This window comes from Pseudomonas kuykendallii (genome assembly GCF_900106975.1).
GTDB lineage: Bacteria > Pseudomonadota > Gammaproteobacteria > Pseudomonadales > Pseudomonadaceae > Pseudomonas_O > Pseudomonas_O kuykendallii.
Genome location: NZ_FNNU01000010.1, coordinates 3,402 through 26,137, shown reverse-complemented (window position 1 = coordinate 26,137; position 22,736 = coordinate 3,402). Strand labels below are relative to the sequence as shown.

Genomic DNA, 22,736 nt, shown 5'->3' with positions numbered 1-22,736 from the left:
AAGCCGAAGCCCTGGCGATCGCCAACGACACCGAGTTCGGCCTGGGCGCCGGGCTGTGGACCCGCGACATCAACCGCGCCTACCGCATGGGCCGGGCGATCAAGGCCGGTCGTGTGTGGACCAACTGCTACCACCTGTACCCGGCGCACGCCGCGTTCGGCGGCTACAAGAAGTCCGGCGTCGGCCGCGAGACGCACAAGATGATGCTCGACCACTACCAGCAGACCAAGAACCTGTTGGTCAGCTACGACACCAACCCGCTGGGCTTCTTCTGATCCACCCTCGGGGCGCGCCTGGCGCGCTCCGTCTGCACGTCGTTGTACTCCTCGTTTCACCCCCCTTCAGACGCGGCCTCGGCCGCGTTTTTTTGCACGGCGCCACCGTAGGGTGCGCTGCGCGCACCGAGCCGGTCCCCGATTGCCGCGGATGTGTTGCGAGTCCATCTTTGAGCGTTGGGGCTCATGGTGCGCACGGCGCACCCTACGAATGCGGAAATGCTACGAACGCAGCCCGCGGATGGCCCGAAAGTACCATTCGGGCCGAGCGGCGAGGGTGCTTAACTCGAAGTGTCGGAATGTCCCGACGCGACAAGAAGAGGTTAATGCCATGTGGACTAAACCCGCGTTCGCCGATCTGCGTATTGGTTTCGAAGTGACGATGTACTTCGCCAATCGTTGATCACCTTGCCCCGGTTCGCCGGGGCATCCTTCTTCCGGGCACCGGACGGCGGCAAAGTCCGGCGCCCACCAACGTCGCATTGAAAAGACCGACGAATACAGTAGGCTGGGGCGCAGAACCCATAGGACCTGCCCGGGGCCTGCCTTGCGTCGGACTGCTGCGTTGCAGCGGGCCGATTTCGCGAAATCCCCACAGGTTCTGACGCCAATAAAAGAAGAACCAGGCGGATCCATGCGCCACGACATAAGCCAACTGCGTAAATTCGTTTCCCCGGAAATCATCTTCGGCGCCGGCTGCCGGCACAACGTCGGCAACTACGCCAGCACCTTCGGTGCGCGCAAGGTGTTGGTGGTGTCCGACCCCGGCGTGCAAGCCGCGGGCTGGGTCGCCGACATCGAGGCCAGCCTCGCCGCCCAGGGCCTGGAGTTCTGCCTCTACACCCAGGTGTCGCCCAACCCGCGCGTGGAGGAAGTGCGCCAGGGCGCCGAGTTCTACCGCAGCGAGGGCTGCAACGTGATCGTCGCGGTGGGCGGCGGCAGCCCGATGGACTGCGCCAAGGGCATCGGCATCATGGTCGCCCACGGTCGCTGCATCCTCGAGTTCGAGGGCGTCGACACCATCCGCGTGCCGAGCCCGCCGCTGATCCTCATCCCCACCACCGCCGGCACCTCGGCGGACGTCTCGCAGTTCGTGATCATCTCCAATCCGGCCGAGCGGATGAAATTCTCCATCGTCTCCAAGGCGGTGGTCCCGGACGTCTCGCTGATCGACCCGGAAACCACCCTGAGCATGGACCCGTTTCTCTCCGCCTGTACCGGCATCGATGCCCTGGTGCACGCCATCGAGGCCTTCGTTTCCACCGGCAGCGGGCCGCTCACCGATACCCATGCGCTGGAAGCCATGCGGCTGATCAACGGCAATCTGGTGGAGATGATCGCCAATCCCGTGGACATCGCCCTGCGCGAGAAGATCATGCTCGGCAGCATGCAGGCCGGCCTGGCGTTCTCCAACGCGATCCTCGGTGCGGTGCACGCGATGTCCCACAGCCTCGGCGGCTTCCTCGACCTGCCCCACGGCATGTGCAATGCCGCGCTGGTGGAGCACGTCGTGGCGTTCAACTACAACGCCGCGCCGGAGCGCTTCCGCCGGGTCGCGCAGACCCTCGGGCTGGACGTGCGCGGGCTGACCCATCCGCAGATCCGTCAGCGGCTGGTGGAGCACCTGATCGCCTTCAAGCAGGCCGTTGGCTTCAACGAAACGCTCGCGCTGCACGGGGTTTCCAGCAGCGACATCCCGTTCCTTTCGCGGCATGCGATGGAGGACCCGTGCATCCTCACCAACCCGCGCGAGTCCAGCCAGCGCGACGTCGAAGTGGTCTATGCCGAGGCCCTCTGAGGAACAGCGTCAGGCGCTGCTCGGCCTCGGCAGCCATTCGGCGCGCAAGAGCCACTACCCGGAACTGCTGACCCGTCTGGAAGAGCTGGAAACCGAACGCAACCGCTACAAATGGCTGTTCGAGCACGCCGTGCACGGCATCTTCCAGGCCAACCTGGGCGGCGGCCTGCGCGCGGCGAATCCGGCGCTGGCGCGCATGCTCGGGTATGCCGAGCCGGGCCTTCTGCCCGCCTTCAGCGACCTCGCCGAGCAGCTGTTCGAGGGCGGCCACGAGGAGCTGGCGTACATCCGCGAAACGCTGCGTTCCAGGCAGGGCCTGTTCGGCTATGAAACGCGCCTGCGCCGGCAGGACGGCAGCTATGTCGACGTGCTGATGAACCTGCTACTCAAGCCCGAGGAAGACGACCTGGTGGAAGGCTTCGTCGCCGACATCACCGAACGCATCCTTGCCCAGCAGCGCCTGCAGACCCTCAACGACGAACTGGAGCAGCGGGTCGCCGCGCGTACCGAGGAACTGCAGACCCTCAACGGCCAGCTGCGCGAGGCGCGGGACGCCGCCGAAGCGGCCAACCGCAGCAAGGACAAGTACCTCGCCGCCGCCAGCCATGACCTGCTGCAACCGCTGAATGCCGCGCGGCTGCTGGTCTCGACCCTGCGCGAACGGACCCTGCCGGCGGCCGAGCACGGCCTGGTGGAGCGCGCGCACCAGGCGCTGGAGGGCGCCGAGGACCTGCTCAGCGACCTGCTCGACATCTCTCGCCTCGACCACCACGCGGTCAAGCCGGACCTGGACGTCTACAGCCTCGAGGAATTGCTCGCGCCACTGGTCTCCGAGTTCCAGGGCGTGGCGGAGGCCGCCGGGCTGCAACTGCGCGCTCGCATCGCGCCGCTGACGGTGAGCACCGACATCCGCCTGCTCTCGCGCATCCTGCGCAATTTTCTCAGCAACGCCTGCCGCTACACGCCGCGCGGACGCATCCTGCTCGGTTGTAGGCGGCGTGGCGGCAGGGTGCGCCTGGAGGTGTGGGACAGCGGCCGCGGGATTCCGGCGGACCAGCTCGACGCGATCTTCCTGGAGTTCAACCAGCTGGACGTCGGGCGTGCCGCCGAGCGCAAGGGCGTCGGCCTGGGCCTGGCGATCGTCGACCGCATCGCCGGTATCCTCGGCTGCCCGGTGCGCGTGCGCTCCTGGCCGGGGAGGGGCTCGGTGTTCAGCATCGACGTGCCACTGGCGACGGCGCCGGTGAAGGCGCCGCGCGGCGACAGCCTGCGCCGCCCGCTGATCGGCGACCCGCTACCGGGGCGGCGACTGCTGGTGCTGGATAACGAATCGAGCATTCTCGACAGCATGGCCGCGCTGCTCGGCCAGTGGGGCTGCGAGGTGGTCACCGCGCTCGACCAGGACAGCGCCCTGCGCCAGCTCGCCGGCCGCGCGCCGGAGGCGATCCTGGCCGACTACCACCTCGATCACGGGGTGCTCGGTTGCCAGGTGGTCAGCGCCCTGCGCGCGCATTTCGCCGCGCCGATTCCGGCGGTGATGATCACCGCGGACCGCAGCAGCGAATGCCGCCAGCACCTGCAGGACCTCGGCGCGCCGCTGCTGAACAAGCCCCTGAAGCCCGGCAAGCTGCGCGCTGTGCTCAGCCAGATGCTCGGTGAGGCCGCGCCCTAGCCGCCGAGCGCCGTCTTGCCCTGGGGTCAGTTCGCCGGCGTTTCTTCGACCGTTTTAAGCCGCCGCTGCGCGGCGATTTCCGGCAGTTCCTGGCGGCGCATGTAGGCCAGCAGCGGTTCGCTCACGTTCAGGCGATCGTTGACGTTCTGCTCGAGGAGGATCTGCAGGCGCACGCGGCTCAGGTTCATCACCTGCTCGTCCTGTTCGCGCCAGACGAACTCGCACGCCGGGGTGATGCTCTCCTCGGCGACATCCATGCCGAAGGAGTCTTCGCTGAAGCGGACGATGTGCTTGCCGGTCTTGGTGTTGAACCCGACGAAGCCGTTGAGCTGATCGGCGGCGTGGCAGATGTCGGCGGAAGTGATGCTCATGGGTAAACCTCGCTGGATGTCGATTCGATGGTTTACACGCGTGGCGCCGCCCTCCGTCTGGGCGGAGGTGCAGGGAAAACGTCGACGATTCTGCCAGCAAATGACGCTGCGTGGATGACTATGGTTCTCATCCATTCGCACTCCAGAGGTGTCACCCGCGCCGTGCCGGGCGCGCCTGCCGACGCCGCGTCCATATGCCTCACCTCTCCGGTCGAGGCGGTTTCTCCGGCGGCTGTCCGCTGCTGATGGCAGGAACACCGCGACGCTCCCGGTCACATCGCTGGTCTACTCTGGCTGGACATTTCAGGAGGAAACGTCATGCCGAAAATGAAAGCCGCCGTCTTCGTCAAGAAGAACCGCATCGTTCTCGAGGACAAGCCGATCCCCGAGGTCGGGCCGCTGGATGCGCTGGTCCGTATCACCACGACCACCATCTGCGGCACCGACGTGCACATCCTCAAGGGCGAGTACCCGGTGGCCAAGGGCCTCACGGTGGGCCATGAGCCGGTCGGCATCATCGAGAAGCTCGGCTCCTCGGTGGTCGGTTTCAGCGAGGGGCAACGGGTGATCGCCGGCGCCATCACCCCCAGCGGCCACAGCTTCGCCTGCCTGTGCGGCTGCGCCTCGCAGGACGGCCCGGGCAGCAAGCACGGCTTCACCGCCACCGGCGGCTGGAAGTTCGGCAACATCATCGACGGCTGCCAGGCCGAGTACGTGCTGGTGCCCGACGCCATGGCCAACCTCGGCGCGGTGCCGGACGCGCTGAGCGACGAGCAGGTGCTGATGTGCCCGGACATCATGTCCACCGGCTTTTCCGGCGCGGAGAGCGGCAAGGTGCAGATCGGCGATACCGTGGTGGTGTTCGCCCTCGGTCCCATCGGCCTCTGCGCCGTGGCGGGCGCCAAGCTCAAGGGCGCCACCACCATCATCGGCGTCGACACCCTGCCGGCGCGCCAGGAAGTGGCCCGCCAGCTCGGCGCCAGCCACATCGTCGACTTCCGCCAGGGCGATCCGGTGGCGCAGATCATGGCGCTCACCGATGGCCGCGGGGTGGATGTCGCGATCGAGGCACTGGGCACCCAGACCACCTTCGAAGCCGCGCTGCGTGTGCTGCGTCCAGGCGGCACGCTGTCCAGCCTCGGCGTCTATTCCACCGACCTGCGCATCCCGCTGGACGCATTCGCGGCCGGCCTCGGCGACCTGAAGATCGTCACCACGCTCTGTCCGGGCGGCAAGGAGCGCATGCGCCGGCTGATGGAAGTGATCTCGTCGGGCAGAGTCGACCTCACGCCTCTGGTGACCCACCGCTACAAGCTGGACGACATCGAAAAGGCCTACGAACTCTTTGCCAACCAGCGCGACGGCGTGATGAAGGTGGCGATCACGCCCTGATCCCGTGCTTCGCCGTATGCCCGGCGGCCCTGTCGCCGGGCGACTTCAGCGGCAAGAACCTGCAGCGCGAAACGCGGGCGATCCGGCAGCAGGGCGATGCGCTCTTCGGCCCGATTGACCGCTAATCACAAGATCGCTTCGCGGGGCGTGCGCCGCCCGACCGAGCGCATCGCAGGTTTACCTTCCCCTTACTTACGGCTGACACCGGCTGACGCAGTGGCGTTGTCGGATGGTTGCAGGGGAGCAACCCCTTTTCCCACGAGGAGAAGTCCATGATCAGCCGATTCTTCCAGGTCAGTGCACTTGCCGGATGCCTGGTGTTCGCGGGCGGCGCGTCCGCATTCGATCAGAGCGACATCGTTCCCGCACTCGCGGGTGCCGCGGTGGGCGCCGTTCTGGTTGCGGTGCTCTCCGATTCGGATGACGACCACGAGCATCGCCGCCACCCGCCGCGCCGCGAGCTGTCCTACCGGCAGCCGCCGCGTCCGCTGGCGTACCGTCCGCAGCCGGTGCGCTACGTGGCGGTTCCCGCACATCGCCAGCACGGTCGTGACGACTGGCGCCGCTGAAACGAACGAGCCCGCGACCTGTCGCGGGCTCGTTCCCGTTGGCATCCGCCTAGCCAAGAAGTTCGGTGAAGGCCTTGTCAGCCTCGAGCACGGCCGGGAGGTCCGCCAGCAGCTTGTCCAGGTCCAGCCCGGCGAACAGCGGCCCGGAAAGCTCCTGGCCGACATCGGCGCCGATGCCGCCGTGGCTGGCGATTACGTCGCAGATGATCGTCGCCTGGGCGACGATGCGCGCGTACTCGGAATCGTTCGGCGCCTGCGAAGGGCGGCCCTGGTAGGCGATGGCGGTCTGGATCAGCTTCGGCAGCTGCCAGCGGCGCGCCAGTTCGGCGCCCACCTCGGGATAGCCGAAGCCGAGTTGCAGGTTCTCTTCCGCGGCGCGACTGGAGGCGTTGTTCTGCCGGTCGTTCATCTTCGCCGCGAACTCCGGGGCGCCGGTCTGGATCAGCAGCTCGCCGATGTTGTGCATCATCCCGCAGGTGAAGGCGGTGTCGGGATCCTTGCCGCTGAGCTTGGCCAGCAGCCGAGAGACGCTGGCGACGCGGAAGCTTCCCGCCCAGAACCCCTTGAGATCGAACGTGGGATCGGCCTTGAACGCCCCGGTCATCGCCGACGCCAGCACCAGCGTGCGCAGGGTGTTGAAGCCCAGGCGCATGGCCGCGTCCTCGATGCTCGCCGATTCCCGCGAGCCACGAAAGCGTGCCGAATTCGCCAGGCGCAACACCTTGGCGGCGATCACCGGATCACGCTCGATGTTGCGCGCCACGCCGTCCAGGCTGGATGACGGATTGTCGAATTGCTGGATCAGGTCCTGCGCCACCTTCGGCACGCTGGGCAGGTTATGCAGCTCGGCGAACAGTGAATCGATGTCCATAGGATGTCTCCGGGGCGGGTGCGATAGCTCAAGAATAGGTGCAGGTGCCATGCATACCAGCGCCATTCGGCTACAGGCGTGGGGAAACGCCGAATGGCTGTGTTCGGCAGGTGATTCCTGACTTGGGCGAGCGTATGGATTCCCTCGTTTCTGGGGATATTTAATACGTTGTTGATGTATTCCTGTCTTCGCTGCTAATTTCTGGAGGCTCCCTTGGTTCGCACATTCTGCTTGCGTGGAATTGCCTGGAGCGAGCCTTTCGAACATATCCGTGGGCAAGGCAACAGGTCTGGACGGGTTCGATGCCATCACTGCATGCAGGAATGAAACATGAAGCTCTCACGACTCGCCGTACTGGTCCTGCCTCTGATGATGCGAGCACACGCCATCCATCCGTTACAGCGACATACACGTCCCCGAGAGCATTGCCTACGCCGCCGCCAACCCCGAGAAGGGCGTGAGCGGCAACTTCCTGTTCAGCATCCGCGCGGTCGGTCAGCCCGGCGAGTGGGTGTACTTGAACCTTCAGGACGACTACGGCGACCGGCGCAACATCAGCATCGTGCTGGTGCCAGGCGTGCAGCGCCAACTGGTGAACGGGGGATTTCGTCGCAATCGCTCAAGGGTAGGAAGTTGATGGTTCGTGGCACGGCCCGGAGGGTGCGGATCAGTTTCAATGACGATGAAGGCAAGCCCATTGGCCTCTACTGCCAGACGCATTTGCGCCGGCGTAGCGCCGACGATCCTAAGGTCGTCAAGTGACGGCTGCGCCCCTGCCCATCCTGCATACGCAGCGACTGCTGTTGCGGCCGCTGGAGATGAGCGATGCCGAGCGGATTCAAGCGCTGGCCAGCGACCCTACAATCGCTGCGACCACCTCGACGCTGCCGCATCCCTATCATCTGCAGCATGCGCAGGGCTGGATCGGAGGCCTCGCCCCGGCATTCGCCGACGGAAAGGAGATAAGCCTGGCGATAACCTGCGAGAAGGTCATCGTCGGCGTGATGAGTCTGGCCGGGATTTCTCGCAAACACCGACGCGCGGCGCTTGGCTACTGGATCGGTGTACCGTTCTGGGGACGCGGCTACGCCACTGAAGCGGCACGGGCGATCATCGCCTACGGCTTCGCCGAACTGGAACTGAACCGCATCTACGGCGAGTGCTACAGCCACAACCTGGCCTCCGAGCGGGTGCTGCAGAAGCTCGGCATGCGGTTCGAGGGCTGCCAGCGCGAGGCGATGAGGAAGGGCGATGCCTTCATCGATATCCTGCTCTACGCCCTGCTCAAGTCCGATTTTCCGCTGGGGGCAGAGCGCTTAGTCTCAGGGGGGTAGGACAGGCATCGCCATGTCCTCTGGAGCTAGGACCACTGCGATGCTTTGCCGACGGTGATCGCTGAGCATTCGCAGCGCCAGGCGACGACGCCTGCGCACTAAAGGCCATACGACTGAAGTGAGCCGGCAACTGCCGCAGAGGCGCCAGGCGTCTCTGCGGCATTATCCTGTGTGGGTGAACGCTGCTCCTGGCATCCGCCGCGGGCGCCGGGCGCCGCTTCGCTTACCCAGTGCACAGTGTCACTCCCGCCATCGAACCCTTCCAATCGAGGAACAACGCCATGGAAAACCTCCGCACCCTGCGCTTCGTCACGCTGCTCGGCAGCCTTCGCAGCGGCTCGTTCAACGGCATCATCGCGCGCGCCTTGCCGGCGCTGGCGCCGGAAGGCGTCAGTGTCGAGGCGCTGGGTTCTATCGCCGATTTGCCGCATTACGACGCCGACCTGCAGGCGGAAGGCTTCCCGCCGGCGGTGCTGGCGATGGGCAAGGCGATCGCCGAAGCGGACGCGGTGATCGTGGTCATGCCCGAGTACAACTACTCGGTGCCGGGCGCGCTGAAGAACGCCATCGACTGGCTGTCGCGCCTGCCGGAAACGCCGTTCTCCGGCAAGCCGGTGGCGATTCAGAGCGCCTCGCCGGGCATGCTCGGCGGCGCGCGGGCGCAATATCACCTGCGCCAGGTGTTCGTCTTCCTCAACGCGCAGGTGCTGAACAAGCCGGAAGTCATGGTCGGCCAGGTGGCCGGCAAGGTCGACGAGAAGACCGGCGAACTCACCGACCAGAGCACCCGCGACTTCATCGCCGGGCAGCTCAAGGCGCTGGCCGAGCTGGCGCGCAAGGGCTGACCGGCGCGCCCGCGCGGTGCCAGCCGGCTTGGTGAACGGCGGGGCGGGCGGTAGGCTGTCGCTCCGTCCCGCCACCCGAGGAACCGCAATGCCGACTGCCCCACGAATCCCCCATGACGTCGACCTCGATGCCCGCTACGCCGCGGTCAAGCGCGTGGCGCTGGCGGCGGCGCAACGCGGCATGGCGTTCTACCGCGACCGCGAGGCGCTGACGGTGATGCACAAGGGCGGCGACCAGCAGGACATGGTCAGCATCGCCGACCGGCAGATCGAGGAGTACATCCGCGCAGACCTGTCCCGCGAGTTTCCCGAGGACGGACTGCTCGGCGAGGAGGGCGGTGCGGCCGATCTGCAGGCGCGCTGCCTGTGGGTCATCGACCCCATCGACGGCACCGCCTGCTTCGTCAACGGCCTGCACGCCTGGTGCGTGTCCATCGGGCTGATGGTCGACGGCGAGCCGACCCTCGGCGCCATCGCCGATCCCAATCATGACGAACTGTTCCATGCCTGCCTCGGCCGTGGAGCCTTCGTCAATGACGCGCCGATCCGCGCCAGCGCCGCACGCCAGGTCAGCGAAGGGCTGACCGGCGTCGGCACCTTCCACCCGCGCGGCAAGGCGCATTTCATTCCCTTCCTGCAGGGGCTGCTGTCCTCGGGCGGGATGTTCATCCGCAACGGCTCCGGCGCGCTGATGACGGCCTACGTCGCCGCCGGCCGGCTGATCGGCTACTACGAAACCGAACTGAAGAGCTGGGATTGCCTGGCCGGCCTGGTGCTGGTGCAGGAAGCCGGCGGTCGCCGCAACGACTTCTTCCGCAACAACGGCCTGCTCGATGGCAATCCCTACCTGGTGGCCGCGCCCGGCGTCTACGAACAGCTGGCCGCGCTGATCGGGCCGTCGCTTGACGGGGATTGAACAGGCTCGTTCACTCGGATTGCCGGATCACTCGGCAGCCAGCCGCTCCAGCTCGCGACGCACCATCGCCGCATAAGGTGCAGGGCTGAGCGCGTAGAGCTGGGTGGCGACCCAGGCGGGCCAGCGCGAGCCCCAGGCGGCGCGTTCGGCGAGCAGGCGCTCGGCCTCGCGGCGTGCGTCGTCGGCATGCTGGCGATGGAAGTCCTGGCGCGTAGTCGCCGCGGAGGGCCACAGCGCCGGCAGCACGTGGAGACGCAGCAGCGGCGCCAGGTCGTCCGGCCAGGGTTCGCCGCGGACCAGCCAGCGCTGTGCGTCCAGTTCGGCGGCCACGCTCACGGGGACATCCAGCGCGCCGGTGAATACCTCGGCGCGGACGCAGGTGTCCGGCTCGTTGGCGGCGGGCGCTTCGAAGCGGCCCAGCGCGGTGAAGGCGCTGCGTGCGAACGTCAGGCCCAACTCTTCCGGCAGTTCCCGGCACAGCGCCGCCAGGGCGTCTTCGCCGGCTTCCAGCTTGCCGCCGGGCAGCATGAAGGCCGAGGTGCCGCGCTTGCGCACCAGCAGCAGGCGGCCGTCGGCGTCCAGCAGGCAGGCCGCCGAGATCATTAGGGTATGGAGTTTGGCCATCGGGCTGCCGTCGCGAGGTCATCGGGACGGCGATTCTAAACGGGGAGCCCGGCAAATCCAGCCCGGCGTTGGCCGGGCCGGACGTTCAGTCCAGCAGGCCCGCGGGAACGTTGCCGCCGTTCTCGGCGAGCTTGTTCAGCACCGCCTTGTGCAGCCAGATGTTCATCTGCGCGGAGTCGGCCATCTTGTCGGCCGGGCAACCCAGCTCGGTGGCCAGCTCCTTGCGCGCCTGCAGGCTGCTGTCCAGACCCAACAGCTTGAGCAGATCGACGATGGAGGTGCGCCAATTGAGCGTTTCGCCGTGCTGCGCGGCCATCTCGTTGAGCCGGGCGGAGACATCCACCGGCGTGGCGCTCAGCGGAGCGGTGCTTTGCGCCGGCGACTGGCCGGGCGCGGTGGTCGCATTGGAGGCCGCGGTCGGCCCGCCCGAATCCATGATCGAGTCGTCCGGACCGACCTTCAGACTGGGCACCTCGTCGTGGTGGCCGATGCCGAGTTTTTCCAGGATGGAGCTGAGCAGTCCCATGGCGCTTCCTCGTGAGTGGGTGTGCAGGTTGGACCGCGCGCCACCGGCGGGGATTCAGCGGCAGGACGGACGGCACCGGCAACCTCGGCCTCGCCGTCGTGGTCTGACGTCCTGCGCGGCCGAACCGCCCGCAGGCGTTATCCTGCTGCCTGTCCAGCGAAGCGGATTTCAAATCGGAGAAAGACATGTCAGCCAAGCCATTCGTCGTCATCGCGGAGTTCACCCTCAAACCCGGCTCGCTCGCCGATTTCCTCGCCTTCGGGCAGATCGATGCCGGCGGCGCGCTGGACAAGGAGGAGGGCTGCCTGGCGTTCGACATCCTCCTGCCGGAGAACGGCGGCGATCAGGTGATGTTCCACGAGGTCTATCGCGACCGCGCGGCGTTCGACGAGCACAAGGGAACGTCGCACTACCTGGCGTTCAAGGAAGGGTCGAAATCGTTGCTGGCGGAGGATGTGAAGGTTCGCTTCTTCAATCCGGTCGCGGCGCAATGAAGGCGAAACAGGCCGATGCAGGACGCCGCGGCGAGAGGGTGGCGTTGCAGCGTGTGGCTGCAACGCGCGGCCGTGGACTCAGTCCTGGCGGCTGGTGACTTCCAGCAGGTGATAGCCGAACTGGGTCTTCACCGGGCCCTGCACGACGTTGATCGGCGCGCTGAACACGACGGTGTCGAATTCCTTGACCATCTGGCCGGGACCGAACGAGCCGAGGTCGCCGCCCTGACGGCTGGACGGGCAGGTGGAGTTGTCCTTGGCGACCTGGGCGAAGTCGGCACCGCCCTCGATGGCGGCTTTCAGTTCGTTGCACTTGGCTTCGCTGGCAACCAGGATGTGGCGGGCAGTGGCTCGGGCCATTGGGGGTACTCCTTTTTTAATGGACTGCCGAGGCTACCGGAATTGCCGGGTTGTTCAAGCGTCGAGGGAGGAACGGACGTGTCGCAGCGGGCGTCGATCATCCGCCGGGATAGCTATTGGCCCTCCATTTCCCGCTGCCCTATACTCGCGCCCCGCCACGGATGGCCGGTCGAATCAGCAAACGCCTGAGGCAAAGGCTGTCCGTCACTTCCCGATCGACTCAATGGAATGATCATGAAAGCCAGCTTCTTCGCACTTCCTCTCGCGGCTCTTCTGAGTGCCTGCACGGCCACCACATCGCTTCGCTCGACCGACCCGCAGCTGACAGTGGCGGTCAACGACGAGGCCCCGCTGGCCCTCGGCAGCCCGGTCAAGAAAACCTACAACGCCACCAGCTTCGGCCATTACCGCTTCAAGGCCACCAAGGAAGGGATGGAGCCCATGTACGGCCTGATCCCGTTGAAATTCAACGGTGGCTATCTGGCCGCCGATATCCTGTTTTTCGCTCCGGCGATGTTCTACAACCTGCGCGAGGTCTATCCGTTCTACGAGTTCGATGTGGAGAACGGCGTGGTTCGCTACAAGCGCAACGCCGACGACCAATGGGTGAGCTACAAGCCGACCGCCGCGGAACAGCAACACGCGAAGAACTACTTCCTGAAGTAGGCCGGCAGAACGGCGAGGCGGATCACTGCCTCGCCCTCAGACCAGACTTCACACTCCCCGCAGAACACGACGGAAGGCCTGAAAGCCCGGTTGTTGAGCCGGGCGGGGCGGGCGTAGAATCCGCGCCTTTGCCTCCTGCCTCTTCCTTTTTCACCGACCTTCCTCTGCGTTCGTAGCCGCCGGCTTCCCCGGAAAAGCTACGCAGGCGGCGTCTGCCGCAGGGAATGGTTCGCCGGCAGGAATTCCTTTCCCGAAGGTTCGCACGCGTCGTTCATCGTCGTCCTACACACCGGCAGATGCGCCCGCAGCCTTCCACGAGCGTCAGACATCGCCGACATGAATACCCCTGTGAATGCCTCCGCCGGGTCCTGGCTGAGCGTCATCGCGCTGGCCCTGGCCGCGTTCATCTTCAACACCACCGAGTTCGTCCCGGTGGCGTTGCTCAGCGCCATCGGCGCCAGTTTCGACATGCCGCCGACCCGGGTCGGGCTGATGCTGACGATCTACGCCTGGGTGGTGGCGCTGGCCTCGCTGCCGATGATGCTGCTGACGCGCAACATCGAGCGGCGTCGGCTGCTGGCTTTCGTCTTCCTGCTGTTCATCGCCAGCCACCTGCTGTCCAGTGTCGCCTGGAATTTCACCACCCTGGTGGTCAGCCGGGTCGGCATCGCCCTGGCGCACGCGGTGTTCTGGTCGATCACCGCCTCGCTGGCGGTGCGCGTGGCGCCGCAGGGCAAGCAGGTGCAGGCGCTGGGATTGCTGGCGACCGGTACTTCGCTGGCGATGGTGCTGGGCATTCCGCTCGGGCGCGTGCTCGGCGAAGCGCTTGGCTGGCGCACCACCTTCATGGCTATTTCGCTGGTCTCCGCGCTGACCGTGATCTGCCTGATGAAAAGCCTGCCGCTGCTGCCGAGCCAGAATTCCGGTTCGCTGCGAAGTCTGCCGCTGCTGTTCAAGCGCCCCGCGCTGGTGTCGCTGTACGTGCTCACCGCGCTGGTGATCACCGCGCAATTCACCGCCTACAGCTACATCGAACCCTTCGCCAGGACGGTCGCCCACCTCAGCGAGCATATGACCACGGTCCTGCTGCTGCTCTTCGGCGGCGCCGGTGCCCTCGGCTCGCTGCTGTTCAGCCGCTACAGCGCGCGCTATCCGAATGGCTTCAGCATCGCCGCGATCGCCGCCCTGGCGCTGTGTCTGCTGCTGTTGCTCCCGGCCGCGCGCAACACCGCGTGCCTAAGCGTGCTCAGCGTGGTCTGGGGCATCTCGATCATGTGCTTCAGCCTGGCCTTGCAGGCGAAGGTGCTCAACCTGGCCTCGGACGCCACTGACGTGGCGATGGCCCTGTTCTCCGGCATCTACAACGTCGGCATCGGCGGTGGCGCCCTGCTCGGCAGCCTGGTCAGCACGCACCTCGGCTTGCCCGGCATCGGCATCGCCGGCGGCCTGTTCGCCCTCGTCGGGCTCACGCTCTGCTGCATCGCCAGCTACCGCTTCGCCCGCCCGATCCGCCCGACCGCGCGGTAGATCCGAGGCGGAAAGGCGCTCGGGTTTTCCAGCGTCTCACTCCGCTTTTCGAATCATCGTGCGGACGAAGTGCGCGGGAATCTGCACCAGCTGTTTCTCCGGTAGCCGCAACGTGATGTTCTCCCCAAGCGACCAGACCACGTGCACGTCGTCCAGTGCACAGCCGTCCTTGAGTGCGATGCGCGTTTGCACGCCACCTTCGCAGTACTCCGGCGAGAGGATGATGGAGGTGGCTTTGTAATTGCCCAGTCCGAGCTTTTTGACAGTCGTTTCCGGCAGGTTGGTGAGGATGCCGCTATAGCCACCGATTATCACGGCGAAGAAGGTGGAGAAGTGCAGGGAAGGATTGAAGCCAGCTAGATGATGCAGCAAGGAGCACACGCCAGTCACAATGGCCAGGACGATTGGTACGCCTAAGAGTAAAGGCCACTCCCAGGCGTCGCGATGTTGAGCGTCGATAAGGGTGTAACTCTGCACCAGTATGAGTGCCATGAGTCCACCGACGCAGACGAGCGCGATGTAAGCGGCCCACATGTACGTTAGGAAGCTGAAAGTTTTTAGCCCGAAGCGCTGCTGCAAAACAATGCCGAAAACCAGTGAGACAGGAATCGGAAGTACGAGCATAGCTTTGAGGAAGTCTCTCGGGCTAAGGACCGTCACGGTGAGCAGCAAGGCGCCGGTGAGCAGGTAAGGCAGGACGTAGGCCAGCGATACGAAGAGTACCCAATTACCCCGCTTTGCTTCGTCGTAAGGGCATGGATAGTGAGGGTTCTCCTTGACCGCTTTGTTGTCCATGAACTGATGAAATATCGACAAGCCAGGTACGAGTAACGCCACTATCAGAATTCCGACGAAACAGAATCCAATGCACGCCGCCGCTATCAGCAGCGAGGAAAACTGGAACAGGTCGAAGCTGGGATAGAAGCCGTTGCGGTAGAAATACAGCACGAAGATGGCGAAGCCGAACAGCGGCGGACCGATCTTGATCAGCCTGCCAATATGACGCCGGAGGACGGTGTCGGAAAACGCCATGAGGCGGTCGAAAAGGTCGGTTTCATCGTCCGGGCGGTCGGTCCATCGCTGTTGCATCGAATTCATCCTTAGGGCATTCCACGAGAGGCGGCCACGCTACGAGAAGCCTGCTTGGCGGGCAAGCAGTGCTGGCGTGGTGCGATGCCTACGCCTCCGCCCCGGTGACGCCGGCCATCGCCTCGCGCATCATGGGTTGTCCTACCGATCCTGAAGGAGTCTCCATGCGCCGATGCCTGATCTGTTTCAGCCTCCTGCTGGCCGCCTTGTTGAACCTGGGTGCCGCGCAGGCGGACGACGAGGCGCAGTTGCTGGCGCTGATCAACGCCTACCGCGCCGAGCCGCAGGGGTGCGCGGCGCAGACGGTGGCGGTCGGGCCGCTGTCGCTCGATCTGCGCCTGGCCGCGCCGACGGCGACCGATATCGACGATCTGCAGCAGGCGCTGGGCCAGAACGGCTACCCGGCGGCGGCCTTGCAACTGATTCGCCTGTCCGGGCCGGACAACGCCGAGGCGGCGATGAGCGCGTTGCGGCAGAAATTCTGTGCGCAGCTGCTGGGCGCGCAATACATCGATATCGGCGTGTCACGCAGCGCCAGCGATTGGCGCATCGTGCTGGCGCGGCCGCTGCTTTCCGGCGGGCTGGGCGACTGGGAGGCGGCGGGACGCGCGGTGCTGGAGTTGGTCAACACGGCCCGCGGCCAGGCCCGGCAATGCGGCGGCACGAACTTCGCCGCGGCGGCGCCACTGGCCTGGAACGCCGCGCTGGCCGAGTCGGCGCTGGCGCACAGCCGCGACATGGCCAACGGCAACTTCTTCTCCCACCGCGGCAGCGATTCCAGCCAGGCCGACGAGCGTGCGCTGCGCGCCGGTTACACCTGGAGCGCGCTGGGCGAGAACATCGCCGCCGGCGATGACGCGCCCAAGGCCATCGTCGACGGCTGGCTGGCCAGCCCGGCGCATTGCGCCAACATCATGAATCCGGCCTTCAGCGAAATGGGCGCCGCCTACGCCGTGGACCCGCGCAGCGACGCCGGCATCTACTGGACCCAGGTGTTCGGCGCGCCGTAGGGTGGAAAACCGCGAAGCGTTTTCCGCCGTTCTTGCCCACTGACTCCGCGCAGGCCCGCGCGGCCGGCCCTTTTCGATGGTTGTCGCCGGGCCTCTGCGGCGACGCAGACGGCAGCGGCGAAACCTGCGGATCAATAGCGTCCCACCACCCCGGCAGCGGGCTGGGGGCAAGGGAGACGCCGGAAGAGTCGCCCTCGCTCAACCAGGGCGAAGGGTGGTCAGGCCGGTTTGCGGATGGTCTTGAGCAGGTCTTCCGGGGTGATCTGGCCGACCACGTTGCGGTTGGCGCCCGGTAGCGGCAGGTCGAGGATGTGGCCCTTGATCTTGCCGATCACGTGCATCTCGCACGGTTTGCAGTCGAACTTCAGGGTCAGCACTTCGTCCTGGTGCACCAGCTGCATCGGCGCGACCTTGGTGCGCACGCCGGTGATGCCCTTGGCCTGCTTCGGGCAGAGGTTGAAGGAGAAACGAAGGCAGTGCTTGGTGATCATCACCGGCACTTCGCCGGTTTCCTCGTGGGCCTCGTAGGCCGCATCGATCAGTTGCACGCCGTAGCGGTGGTAGAAGTCCCGCGCCTTCTGGTTGTAGACGTTGGCGAGGAACGACAGGTGCGCCTCCGGGTAGACCGGTGGTGGCGTGCTGACCGCCTTGCGCCCGCCACGCGGATGCAGGGCGACGCGGGCCGCCGTGAGCGCCTCGATGGCGTCGCGGCGCAGCGCCTTGAGCTGCGAATTGGGGATGAAGAACGCCTGCGGCGCGACGATCTCCACCGCCTCGGCGTGGTAGATCGTGGTGCCCAGTTTGCCCAGCCCGTCGCGCAACTGCTCCAGCGCCTGCTCCGGCTTGTTGGCCGGGCCGAAGGGGCCGTCGAGGCCGAGAGAGACCTGCGCGCCGTCCTCGCTGCTCAGCATCAGCTCCAGGCGCGCCGCGCTCCATTGCACCTGCCAGCGCACGGCGATGCGGCGCTCGGCGGAGGTCTTCTGCAGCGCCTGCTGCCAGTTGTGGTCGAGGTTGCGGTTGAGCGGATGGTTCGGCCGCAGCTGGCGCAGCGCGGCGGGCATTTCGTTGGGCTCGACGCGGTAATGCCAGCGCGGCGCGCCGTCTTCCTCGAAGGCTTGCAACGGCTCGACCACGCTGGCGCGGAAGCCGACCACCTCGCGCTTGACCAGCACGTTGAGGCCGTCGCCGTTGGACAGCGGCTCGGTGGTGCTGGCGATCAGGTCGCGCTTGCCGACCTTGAGCACCTCGCCCACCGCCAGACCGGTGAAGGTTGGCGAATCGAAGGCGCCGATGTCCACCTTGCGCTCGCTGACGAAGTAATCGGTGCTGCCGCGGTGGAAGGTCTTGTCCGGATCGGGCAGGAAGAAGTGCTCGGTGCGCCCGCTGGATGCCCGCGCCAGGTCCGGGCGCCCGTCGAGCAGTGCGTCCAGCTGCTGGCGGTAGTAGGCCGTGATGTTCTTCACGTAGCCGACATCCTTGTAGCGCCCCTCGATCTTGAACGAGCGCACGCCGGCATCCACCAGCGCGCCGAGGTTGGCGCTCTGGTTGTTGTCCTTCATCGACAGCAGGTGCTTGTCGAAGGCCACCACGCGGCCCTGGTCGTCCTTCAGCGTGTACGGCAGGCGGCAGGCCTGCGAGCAGTCGCCACGGTTGGCGCTGCGCCCGGTCTGCGCGTGGGAGATGTTGCACTGCCCGGAGAACGCCACGCAGAGCGCGCCGTGGATGAAGAACTCGATGGCCGAATCCACCGCATCGGCCATCGCGCGGATTTCCTGCAGGTTCAGCTCGCGGGCCAGCACCAGCTGCGAGAAGCCGGCCTGGGACAGGAACTTGGCCCGCTCCAGGGTACGGATGTCGGTCTGCGTGCTGGCGTGCAGCTCGATCGGCGGGATGTCCAGCTCCAACACGCCCATGTCCTGCACGATCAGCGCATCGACGCCGGCATCGTAGAACTGGTGGATCAGCGCGCGCGCCGGTTCCAGCTCGTCGTCATGCAGGATGGTGTTGAGGGTGACGAACACGCGGGCGTGGAACAGGTGGGCGAATTCCACCAGGGAGGCGATATCCGCGACGCTGTTCTCGGCATTGTGTCGCGCGCCGAAACTCGGCCCGCCGATGTACACCGCGTCCGCTCCATGCAGGATGGCCTCGCGGGCGATCCCCGCGTCGCGGGCGGGGCTGAGCAGTTCCAGATGATGCTTGGGCAAGGACATGGGCGTTTTCTTTTATCAGGCGTGGCACGGTAGCCGCGCATTTTAGCCGGGCGACGGCGGCTTGGGGATGTTGCGTGACGGGAGGGGCCGCGCTTCCTGTTGCGCGCACCGGGTGGCCACCGGAGAAAACGCATCGGTGCGCATGGCGCACCCTACGGTCTCCAGCAGTGACGGAGTTGTGTGTCGCACGCACTTCCGTAGGGTGCGCCGCGCGCACCGAGTTCCACCGGGCTACGCGCGAAAGGCCGGCCACTCAATGCAGGCGGCGCGCGCCGAGGCGATTTTCGACCAGCGCCTTGGCTTGCCCGGCCATCTGGTCGAGCAGACGGTCGCGCTTCTTCTCGGCGTCGCCCATGGCCTTCTTGCCGTGCTGCTGCACCAGGTAGGCATGGATCTGCCGGACTTCCTTGCTCTGGAAGATCGGCGCCAGGTCCTGCACCGCCACCAGGCCGTCCGAGGCGTGGTTCCAGGCGTTCATCAGCACCTGCGGCCCGCGCGCCGCCAGCACCTGGAAGCCCATGGCCTCGAACATCGGCACCTTGCCCGCCGCGCAGGCCAGCTCGGCATGCGGATGCCGGGCGCTCATGTGCTGCAGCATCGCTCGGGCGATACCGTGCCGGCGGTGGCTGGCCTGCACCGCGGTGTAGACCAGCGTGCAGGCCTGCGGATCGTCCTTCGCCGGCAGGTAGAGCGCGAAGCCCAGTACCTGCGACGGGTCCGCATCGTCCAGCGCCAGGATCAGCCGCGCGCGGGTCTCCTGCGCGGCGTCCATCGCCTGCAGGTAGAGGTGGACCTCGTAGCCGATCACGTACTGATAGAGCTGGAACAGCGGATTGCTCGGCGTCAGCGACACCGGGCTGATGTCGCTGAAGTAATCCACGACCATCTGCAGAACCTGGCTCTTCAGCGATTCAGGAGGCGGGTTGTCCAGGTGTACGAGGGTGAACATCGGCGAACGGGCTCCGGGCGGGCGAGGGCTGTTGGGCGCGGCATTGTAACGGCTGGGTGGTCGATCATCCCGATCACTCGCCCCCGGGTGTAAGTACGAGGCGGATTTCCAGCAGCCGAGGCCATCCCACCCGCCGGGAAAACCCATCGCCGCACCGGCGCTGGGCTATGATGCGCGCCCTCATTTCCGCCCGAATCCAGACCCTCATGCCCGGCAACGCGCTCTATACCGACCTGTCGGGTTACTACGATCTGATGTGCGCCGATATCGACTATCGCGCGCAAAGCCAATGCGTCCAACGCCTGCAGCAACTGTTCGGCAACGGCGGCAGACGCCACCTCGACCTAGCCTGCGGAACCGGGCCGCACGTCCGCCATTTCATCGACGCCGGCTACCGCAGCAGCGGCCTCGACATCAACCAGCCGATGCTGGACCGCGCCGCCCAGCGCTGCCCGGAGGCGCAGTTCTCCCAGCAGGACATGTGCGCTTTCAGCGTGAGCGAGCCGCTCGACCTGATCACCTGCTTCCTCTATTCGATCCACTACAGCGGCAGCATCGACCGGCTAAAGGCCTGCATCGCCCACGCGCATGGCGCGCTGGAGCGCGGCGGGGTGTTCTGCTTCAACGCCGTCGACAAGCGGATGATCGACAACGCCTCCTTCGTCTCCCACAGCGCCCACCACGCCGACGGCCTGTTCGGCTTCAGCTCCGGCTGGCACTACAGCGGCGAGGGCGAGCGGCAATCGCTGAGGCTGCGCATCGAGCGCACGGTGGCCGGCGAAACCCAGGTCTGGAACGACGAACACCCGATGGTGGCGGTGAGCTTCGCCGAGTTGCAGGAATTGTTGGCGCCGTATTTCGAGGTGCATGTGCTGGAGCACGACTACGAGAAGCTGATTCCCTGGGGCGCGACGTCGGGGAATGCGCTGTTCGCCTGCGTGAAGGTCTGAGCCTGGCGCGCACCGCAACCACCGCGCCGGCCTCCATGGTGCGCATGGCGCACCCTACGTAATCGTAGGGTGGAAATGGCGAAGCCTTTTCCGCGCGGAGCGGAGTCTAGGCTACCTCGCTTGGAGCGCGACGTCGGGAATGTGTTGTTCGCCTGCGTGAAGGCCTGAGCCCGTAGGGTGCGCCGCGCGCACCGCAACCACCGCGCCGGCCTCCATGGTGCGCATGGCGCACCCTACGATTACGTAGGGTGGAAATGGCGAAGCCTTTTCCGCGCGGACCGGAGTCCAGGCTACCTCGCTTGGAGCGCGGCGTCGGGGAATGCGTTGTTCGCCTGCGTGAAGGCCCGAGTCCGTAGGGTGCGCCGCGCGCACCGCAACCACCGCGCCGGCCTCAATGGTGCGCATGGCGCGCCCTACGATTACGTAGGGTGGAAATGGCGAAGCCTTTTCCACCGGTGAGGTGTCCAGGCTACCTCGCGGAATCCGCCTTATGGGCTAACCGGGCCGGTATGGCACCCATACATCGCCTTGCCAGTGCAGCAGTGACAAACCCTGGCGGCTTTCGCGGCGCGGGCGGTGAGTGTTCGCCGGCTCGCCCTCGCGCAGCATCGGTACTACGTCGGCGCTGAGCCAGCGGCGGATGCAGCGGTTTTCCGGGTGGTAGTAGTGGATCAACGCGGCGTACACGCCGGACTCGCTGATCAGCCGGGTCGTCTCGGGTTGGCCGTGGGTGTTGAGCAGCACGGCATCGAGCAACTGGTCGGCATCCAGAGTACGTGTAACGCGTTCTTCCAGGTGCGGTTGGCCGATCAGCCGGCCCAGGTCGCGGGCGCTGAACCAGCAGTGCGGTTCGAGGAGCAGGGCACGTAGTTGGCGGCGGTGGCGGGTGAATGTTTGGGGGATCAGGGTTTCGCCGGGGAGGGCGGGTATGGCGGGGAGTGCTGATTGAGTTGGCATATCCATTACCTCTGGAAGCTTTCTTAGGGCTTGATTGGAGTCGGGAGCTAAGAAACCCACCAGAGACGGGCCGGACGTATTTCCCTTTCGGGTCTTGTATTAGCCCACTCCCGACAGCACGGAGTTTTTCTACGGACGTGGCAAGGCCGCGAACGCAAAAAAGCCGCATAGCTATCGGGTGCGGTATACCGCTCTGGCAAGGCGTTTCTTAGGCGCCGTCGTCAGGGTAGGGAGCTGTACGGAAGTGGTCAAGGACGGCGGGGTATTAGCCCCGTAGGGTGGAAATGGCGAAGCCTTTTCCACGGTGGAGAGAACCGCGCCCTGCGGAGGTCCGGGCTACCTCGCTGCTCTATGTTGTTGCCTATACCGGTTCCGCCCTTACGGCGGGTCACTTCTGGCAAGCGCCCCAGAAGTAACCAAGAGGTCTTGGCCCCTGGCATCCGGCCCGACTTCGTCGGGTTCCCTCGTTTCATCGTCGTTCCAGGGGGCCCGCCGCGAAGGGCCATCCCTGGCCCATCGCGGCTCTCGCGGCATCCATGCCGCTCAACCCCCTACACAACGATTCCACTCGGCCTCCTGACGGGGCGATTGGCGTCGTCTGTGAGATTTGTGTTTTAGAAACAGTCACGTAGGGTGGAAATGGCGAAGCCTTTTCCACGCGGTGGCCATTCATGATGTGGCCATCCACGCTCCCGGTCCCAATCCGAACGCCTATTCCCCCCAACACCCCGTTTCGCCCTCATCGTTACCACCCGCCCAATCCAGCGGATAAATCCCGTCCCGGACCGCCCGGTGAAAACTCGAATACGGCCAATCGCGCACGCGGGTGACGTGCCCATGTTTCAACGGATTGAAATGGATGTAATCGACATGGCGTTGGTAATCGAGTTCGTCGCGGATCAGGTGTTCCCAATAACGTCGTTGCCAGATGCCGCGCTCGCCGCGGGCCAATTGGGCGGGGGAGAGCGGCTCGGTTGCATCGAGACCGCGGGAAAACAGCTGCTTGATCACCTTCCAGCGCCGTGCGAAGTCGGCGTCGTCCTCGGGCAGCGTCCACAGACAGTGCATGTGTTCGGGCAGCACGACCCAGGCGTCGATATGGAAGGGATGACGGGCTTTGGTTATCCGAACCGTTTCCCGCAGCAGGGCGATATGGCGCGTGAGCAGATCGCCTTTTCGATTGCGCAGATTGACGGTGAAGAAGTACGTAGCGCCGGGAACCCGGGCGCGGCGGTAGCGGGACATGGCAGCTCATCCGTGAGCAGGGTGTGGTCTGGGGCCGTGAAACGGTGGACAGGTGAAGCGCTGTCCACCCTACGCCGCCGACA

Annotated in this window: 24 protein-coding genes and 1 pseudogene; 15 read left to right on the top strand and 10 right to left on the bottom strand. The window is 65.8% G+C overall.

What is annotated here, in order from left to right:
• From BLV15_RS21595 to BLV15_RS21580, 4 genes are all read left to right on the top strand, one after another.
• On the top strand, positions 1 to 275 hold a 275-nt coding region (locus BLV15_RS21595), incomplete at its 5' end, for an aldehyde dehydrogenase family protein (RefSeq protein WP_139210772.1).
• Between the two features lie 331 nt (positions 276 to 606).
• The gene (pqqA, locus tag BLV15_RS21590; RefSeq protein WP_090231798.1) at positions 607 to 678 is read left to right on the top strand and encodes a pyrroloquinoline quinone precursor peptide PqqA; all 72 of its coding nucleotides are present in this window, start codon (positions 607 to 609) and stop codon (positions 676 to 678) included.
• A 231-nt stretch (positions 679 to 909) separates the two neighbouring features.
• Positions 910 to 2,073, top strand: coding sequence for an alcohol dehydrogenase-like regulatory protein ErcA (gene ercA, locus BLV15_RS21585; protein WP_090231795.1), 1,164 nt, complete (start codon positions 910 to 912; stop codon positions 2,071 to 2,073).
• The gene (locus BLV15_RS21580) at positions 2,057 to 3,745 is read left to right on the top strand and encodes a hybrid sensor histidine kinase/response regulator (RefSeq protein WP_090231794.1); all 1,689 of its coding nucleotides are present in this window, start codon (positions 2,057 to 2,059) and stop codon (positions 3,743 to 3,745) included. Before ercA ends, BLV15_RS21580 begins: the two co-directional genes overlap by 17 nt.
• A 26-nt stretch (positions 3,746 to 3,771) precedes the next feature.
• On the opposite strand, the gene BLV15_RS21575 is transcribed toward BLV15_RS21580, so the two are convergent.
• Positions 3,772 to 4,116 (bottom strand): DUF2025 family protein, encoded by a 345-nt coding sequence (locus tag BLV15_RS21575; protein ID WP_090231793.1) that lies wholly within the window; start codon positions 4,114 to 4,116, stop codon positions 3,772 to 3,774.
• Positions 4,117 to 4,434: 318 nt separating this feature from the next.
• Between BLV15_RS21575 and BLV15_RS21570 the strand changes: the two genes are divergently transcribed.
• Complete coding sequence (locus BLV15_RS21570; protein WP_090231792.1) at positions 4,435 to 5,508, top strand: NAD(P)-dependent alcohol dehydrogenase; 1,074 nt, start codon at positions 4,435 to 4,437, stop codon at positions 5,506 to 5,508.
• A gap of 272 nt (positions 5,509 to 5,780) precedes the next feature.
• Positions 5,781 to 6,077, top strand: a complete 297-nt coding sequence (locus tag BLV15_RS21565; protein ID WP_090231791.1) for a hypothetical protein — start codon at positions 5,781 to 5,783, stop codon at positions 6,075 to 6,077.
• Positions 6,078 to 6,126: 49 nt separating this feature from the next.
• Here the strand turns inward: BLV15_RS21565 and BLV15_RS21560 are convergent, their stop codons facing one another.
• Entirely contained in the window at positions 6,127 to 6,948 is an 822-nt protein-coding gene (locus tag BLV15_RS21560; RefSeq protein ID WP_090231790.1) for an HDOD domain-containing protein, read from the bottom strand.
• Between the two features lie 457 nt (positions 6,949 to 7,405).
• On the opposite strand from BLV15_RS21560, the gene BLV15_RS21555 reads away from it, so the two are divergent.
• The 4 genes from BLV15_RS21555 to BLV15_RS21540 all read left to right on the top strand — a co-directional run bounded on the left by BLV15_RS21555 (position 7,406) and on the right by BLV15_RS21540 (position 10,043).
• Complete coding sequence (locus BLV15_RS21555; protein WP_090231789.1) at positions 7,406 to 7,585, top strand: hypothetical protein; 180 nt, start codon at positions 7,406 to 7,408, stop codon at positions 7,583 to 7,585.
• 121 nt (positions 7,586 to 7,706) lie between these two features.
• A complete protein-coding gene (locus tag BLV15_RS21550) occupies positions 7,707 to 8,282 on the top strand; it encodes a GNAT family N-acetyltransferase (protein ID WP_090231788.1) in 576 nt (191 codons plus the stop codon).
• Between the two features lie 281 nt (positions 8,283 to 8,563).
• Positions 8,564 to 9,127: an NADPH-dependent FMN reductase gene (locus BLV15_RS21545; protein WP_090231787.1), complete on the top strand. Its 564-nt coding sequence runs from the start codon at positions 8,564 to 8,566 to the stop codon at positions 9,125 to 9,127.
• 88 nt (positions 9,128 to 9,215) lie between these two features.
• Positions 9,216 to 10,043, top strand: coding sequence for an inositol monophosphatase family protein (locus tag BLV15_RS21540; RefSeq protein ID WP_090231786.1), 828 nt, complete (start codon positions 9,216 to 9,218; stop codon positions 10,041 to 10,043).
• A gap of 171 nt (positions 10,044 to 10,214) precedes the next feature.
• Here the strand turns inward: BLV15_RS21540 and BLV15_RS21535 are convergent.
• Together BLV15_RS21535 and BLV15_RS21530 are read right to left on the bottom strand one after the other, a co-directional pair.
• Positions 10,215 to 10,667 (bottom strand): annotated as a pseudogene (locus BLV15_RS21535) (NUDIX hydrolase); the annotation flags it as partial.
• Positions 10,668 to 10,752: 85 nt separating this feature from the next.
• On the bottom strand, positions 10,753 to 11,193 hold the full coding sequence (locus BLV15_RS21530; RefSeq protein ID WP_090231784.1) for a DUF3597 domain-containing protein: 441 nt from the start codon (positions 11,191 to 11,193) through the stop codon (positions 10,753 to 10,755).
• Positions 11,194 to 11,378: 185 nt separating this feature from the next.
• Here BLV15_RS21530 and BLV15_RS21525 point away from each other — a divergent pair, with 185 nt between their 5' ends.
• Positions 11,379 to 11,687, top strand: coding sequence for a putative quinol monooxygenase (locus BLV15_RS21525; protein WP_090231783.1), 309 nt, complete (start codon positions 11,379 to 11,381; stop codon positions 11,685 to 11,687).
• A 78-nt stretch (positions 11,688 to 11,765) separates the two neighbouring features.
• Here the strand turns inward: BLV15_RS21525 and BLV15_RS21520 are convergent, their stop codons facing one another.
• The gene (locus BLV15_RS21520) at positions 11,766 to 12,047 is read right to left on the bottom strand and encodes a peptidylprolyl isomerase (RefSeq protein ID WP_090231782.1); all 282 of its coding nucleotides are present in this window, start codon (positions 12,045 to 12,047) and stop codon (positions 11,766 to 11,768) included.
• Positions 12,048 to 12,281: 234 nt separating this feature from the next.
• On the opposite strand from BLV15_RS21520, the gene BLV15_RS21515 reads away from it, so the two are divergent.
• Positions 12,282 to 12,713 carry a hypothetical protein gene (locus BLV15_RS21515; RefSeq protein WP_245728251.1) on the top strand — a complete coding sequence of 144 codons (432 nt, stop codon included), beginning with the start codon at positions 12,282 to 12,284 and terminating at the stop codon, positions 12,711 to 12,713.
• Positions 12,714 to 13,049: 336 nt separating this feature from the next.
• Entirely contained in the window at positions 13,050 to 14,240 is a 1,191-nt protein-coding gene (locus BLV15_RS21510; protein WP_090231780.1) for a sugar transporter, read from the top strand.
• Positions 14,241 to 14,276: 36 nt separating this feature from the next.
• Here BLV15_RS21510 and BLV15_RS21505 read toward each other — a convergent pair whose 3' ends face one another.
• Positions 14,277 to 15,329: a hypothetical protein gene (locus BLV15_RS21505; RefSeq protein ID WP_175534417.1), complete on the bottom strand. Its 1,053-nt coding sequence runs from the start codon at positions 15,327 to 15,329 to the stop codon at positions 14,277 to 14,279.
• Positions 15,330 to 15,493: 164 nt separating this feature from the next.
• Here BLV15_RS21505 and BLV15_RS21500 point away from each other — a divergent pair, with 164 nt between their 5' ends.
• Positions 15,494 to 16,339 (top strand): CAP domain-containing protein, encoded by an 846-nt coding sequence (locus BLV15_RS21500; protein ID WP_090231778.1) that lies wholly within the window; start codon positions 15,494 to 15,496, stop codon positions 16,337 to 16,339.
• Between the two features lie 218 nt (positions 16,340 to 16,557).
• Here BLV15_RS21500 and BLV15_RS21495 read toward each other — a convergent pair whose 3' ends face one another.
• Both BLV15_RS21495 and BLV15_RS21490 read right to left on the bottom strand, forming a co-directional pair.
• Entirely contained in the window at positions 16,558 to 18,552 is a 1,995-nt protein-coding gene (locus tag BLV15_RS21495) for a peptidase U32 family protein (protein ID WP_090231777.1), read from the bottom strand.
• A 253-nt stretch (positions 18,553 to 18,805) separates the two neighbouring features.
• A complete protein-coding gene (locus BLV15_RS21490) occupies positions 18,806 to 19,501 on the bottom strand; it encodes a GNAT family N-acetyltransferase (protein ID WP_090231776.1) in 696 nt (231 codons plus the stop codon).
• A gap of 206 nt (positions 19,502 to 19,707) precedes the next feature.
• Here BLV15_RS21490 and BLV15_RS21485 point away from each other — a divergent pair, with 206 nt between their 5' ends.
• The gene (locus BLV15_RS21485; RefSeq protein WP_090231797.1) at positions 19,708 to 20,451 is read left to right on the top strand and encodes a class I SAM-dependent DNA methyltransferase; all 744 of its coding nucleotides are present in this window, start codon (positions 19,708 to 19,710) and stop codon (positions 20,449 to 20,451) included.
• 495 nt (positions 20,452 to 20,946) lie between these two features.
• Here the strand turns inward: BLV15_RS21485 and BLV15_RS21480 are convergent, their stop codons facing one another.
• Both BLV15_RS21480 and BLV15_RS21470 read right to left on the bottom strand, forming a co-directional pair.
• On the bottom strand, positions 20,947 to 21,408 hold the full coding sequence (locus tag BLV15_RS21480; protein ID WP_090231796.1) for a BRO-N domain-containing protein: 462 nt from the start codon (positions 21,406 to 21,408) through the stop codon (positions 20,947 to 20,949).
• Between the two features lie 711 nt (positions 21,409 to 22,119).
• Positions 22,120 to 22,653, bottom strand: coding sequence for an REP-associated tyrosine transposase (locus BLV15_RS21470; RefSeq protein WP_090231774.1), 534 nt, complete (start codon positions 22,651 to 22,653; stop codon positions 22,120 to 22,122).
• Between the last annotated feature and the right edge of the window lie 83 nt (positions 22,654 to 22,736).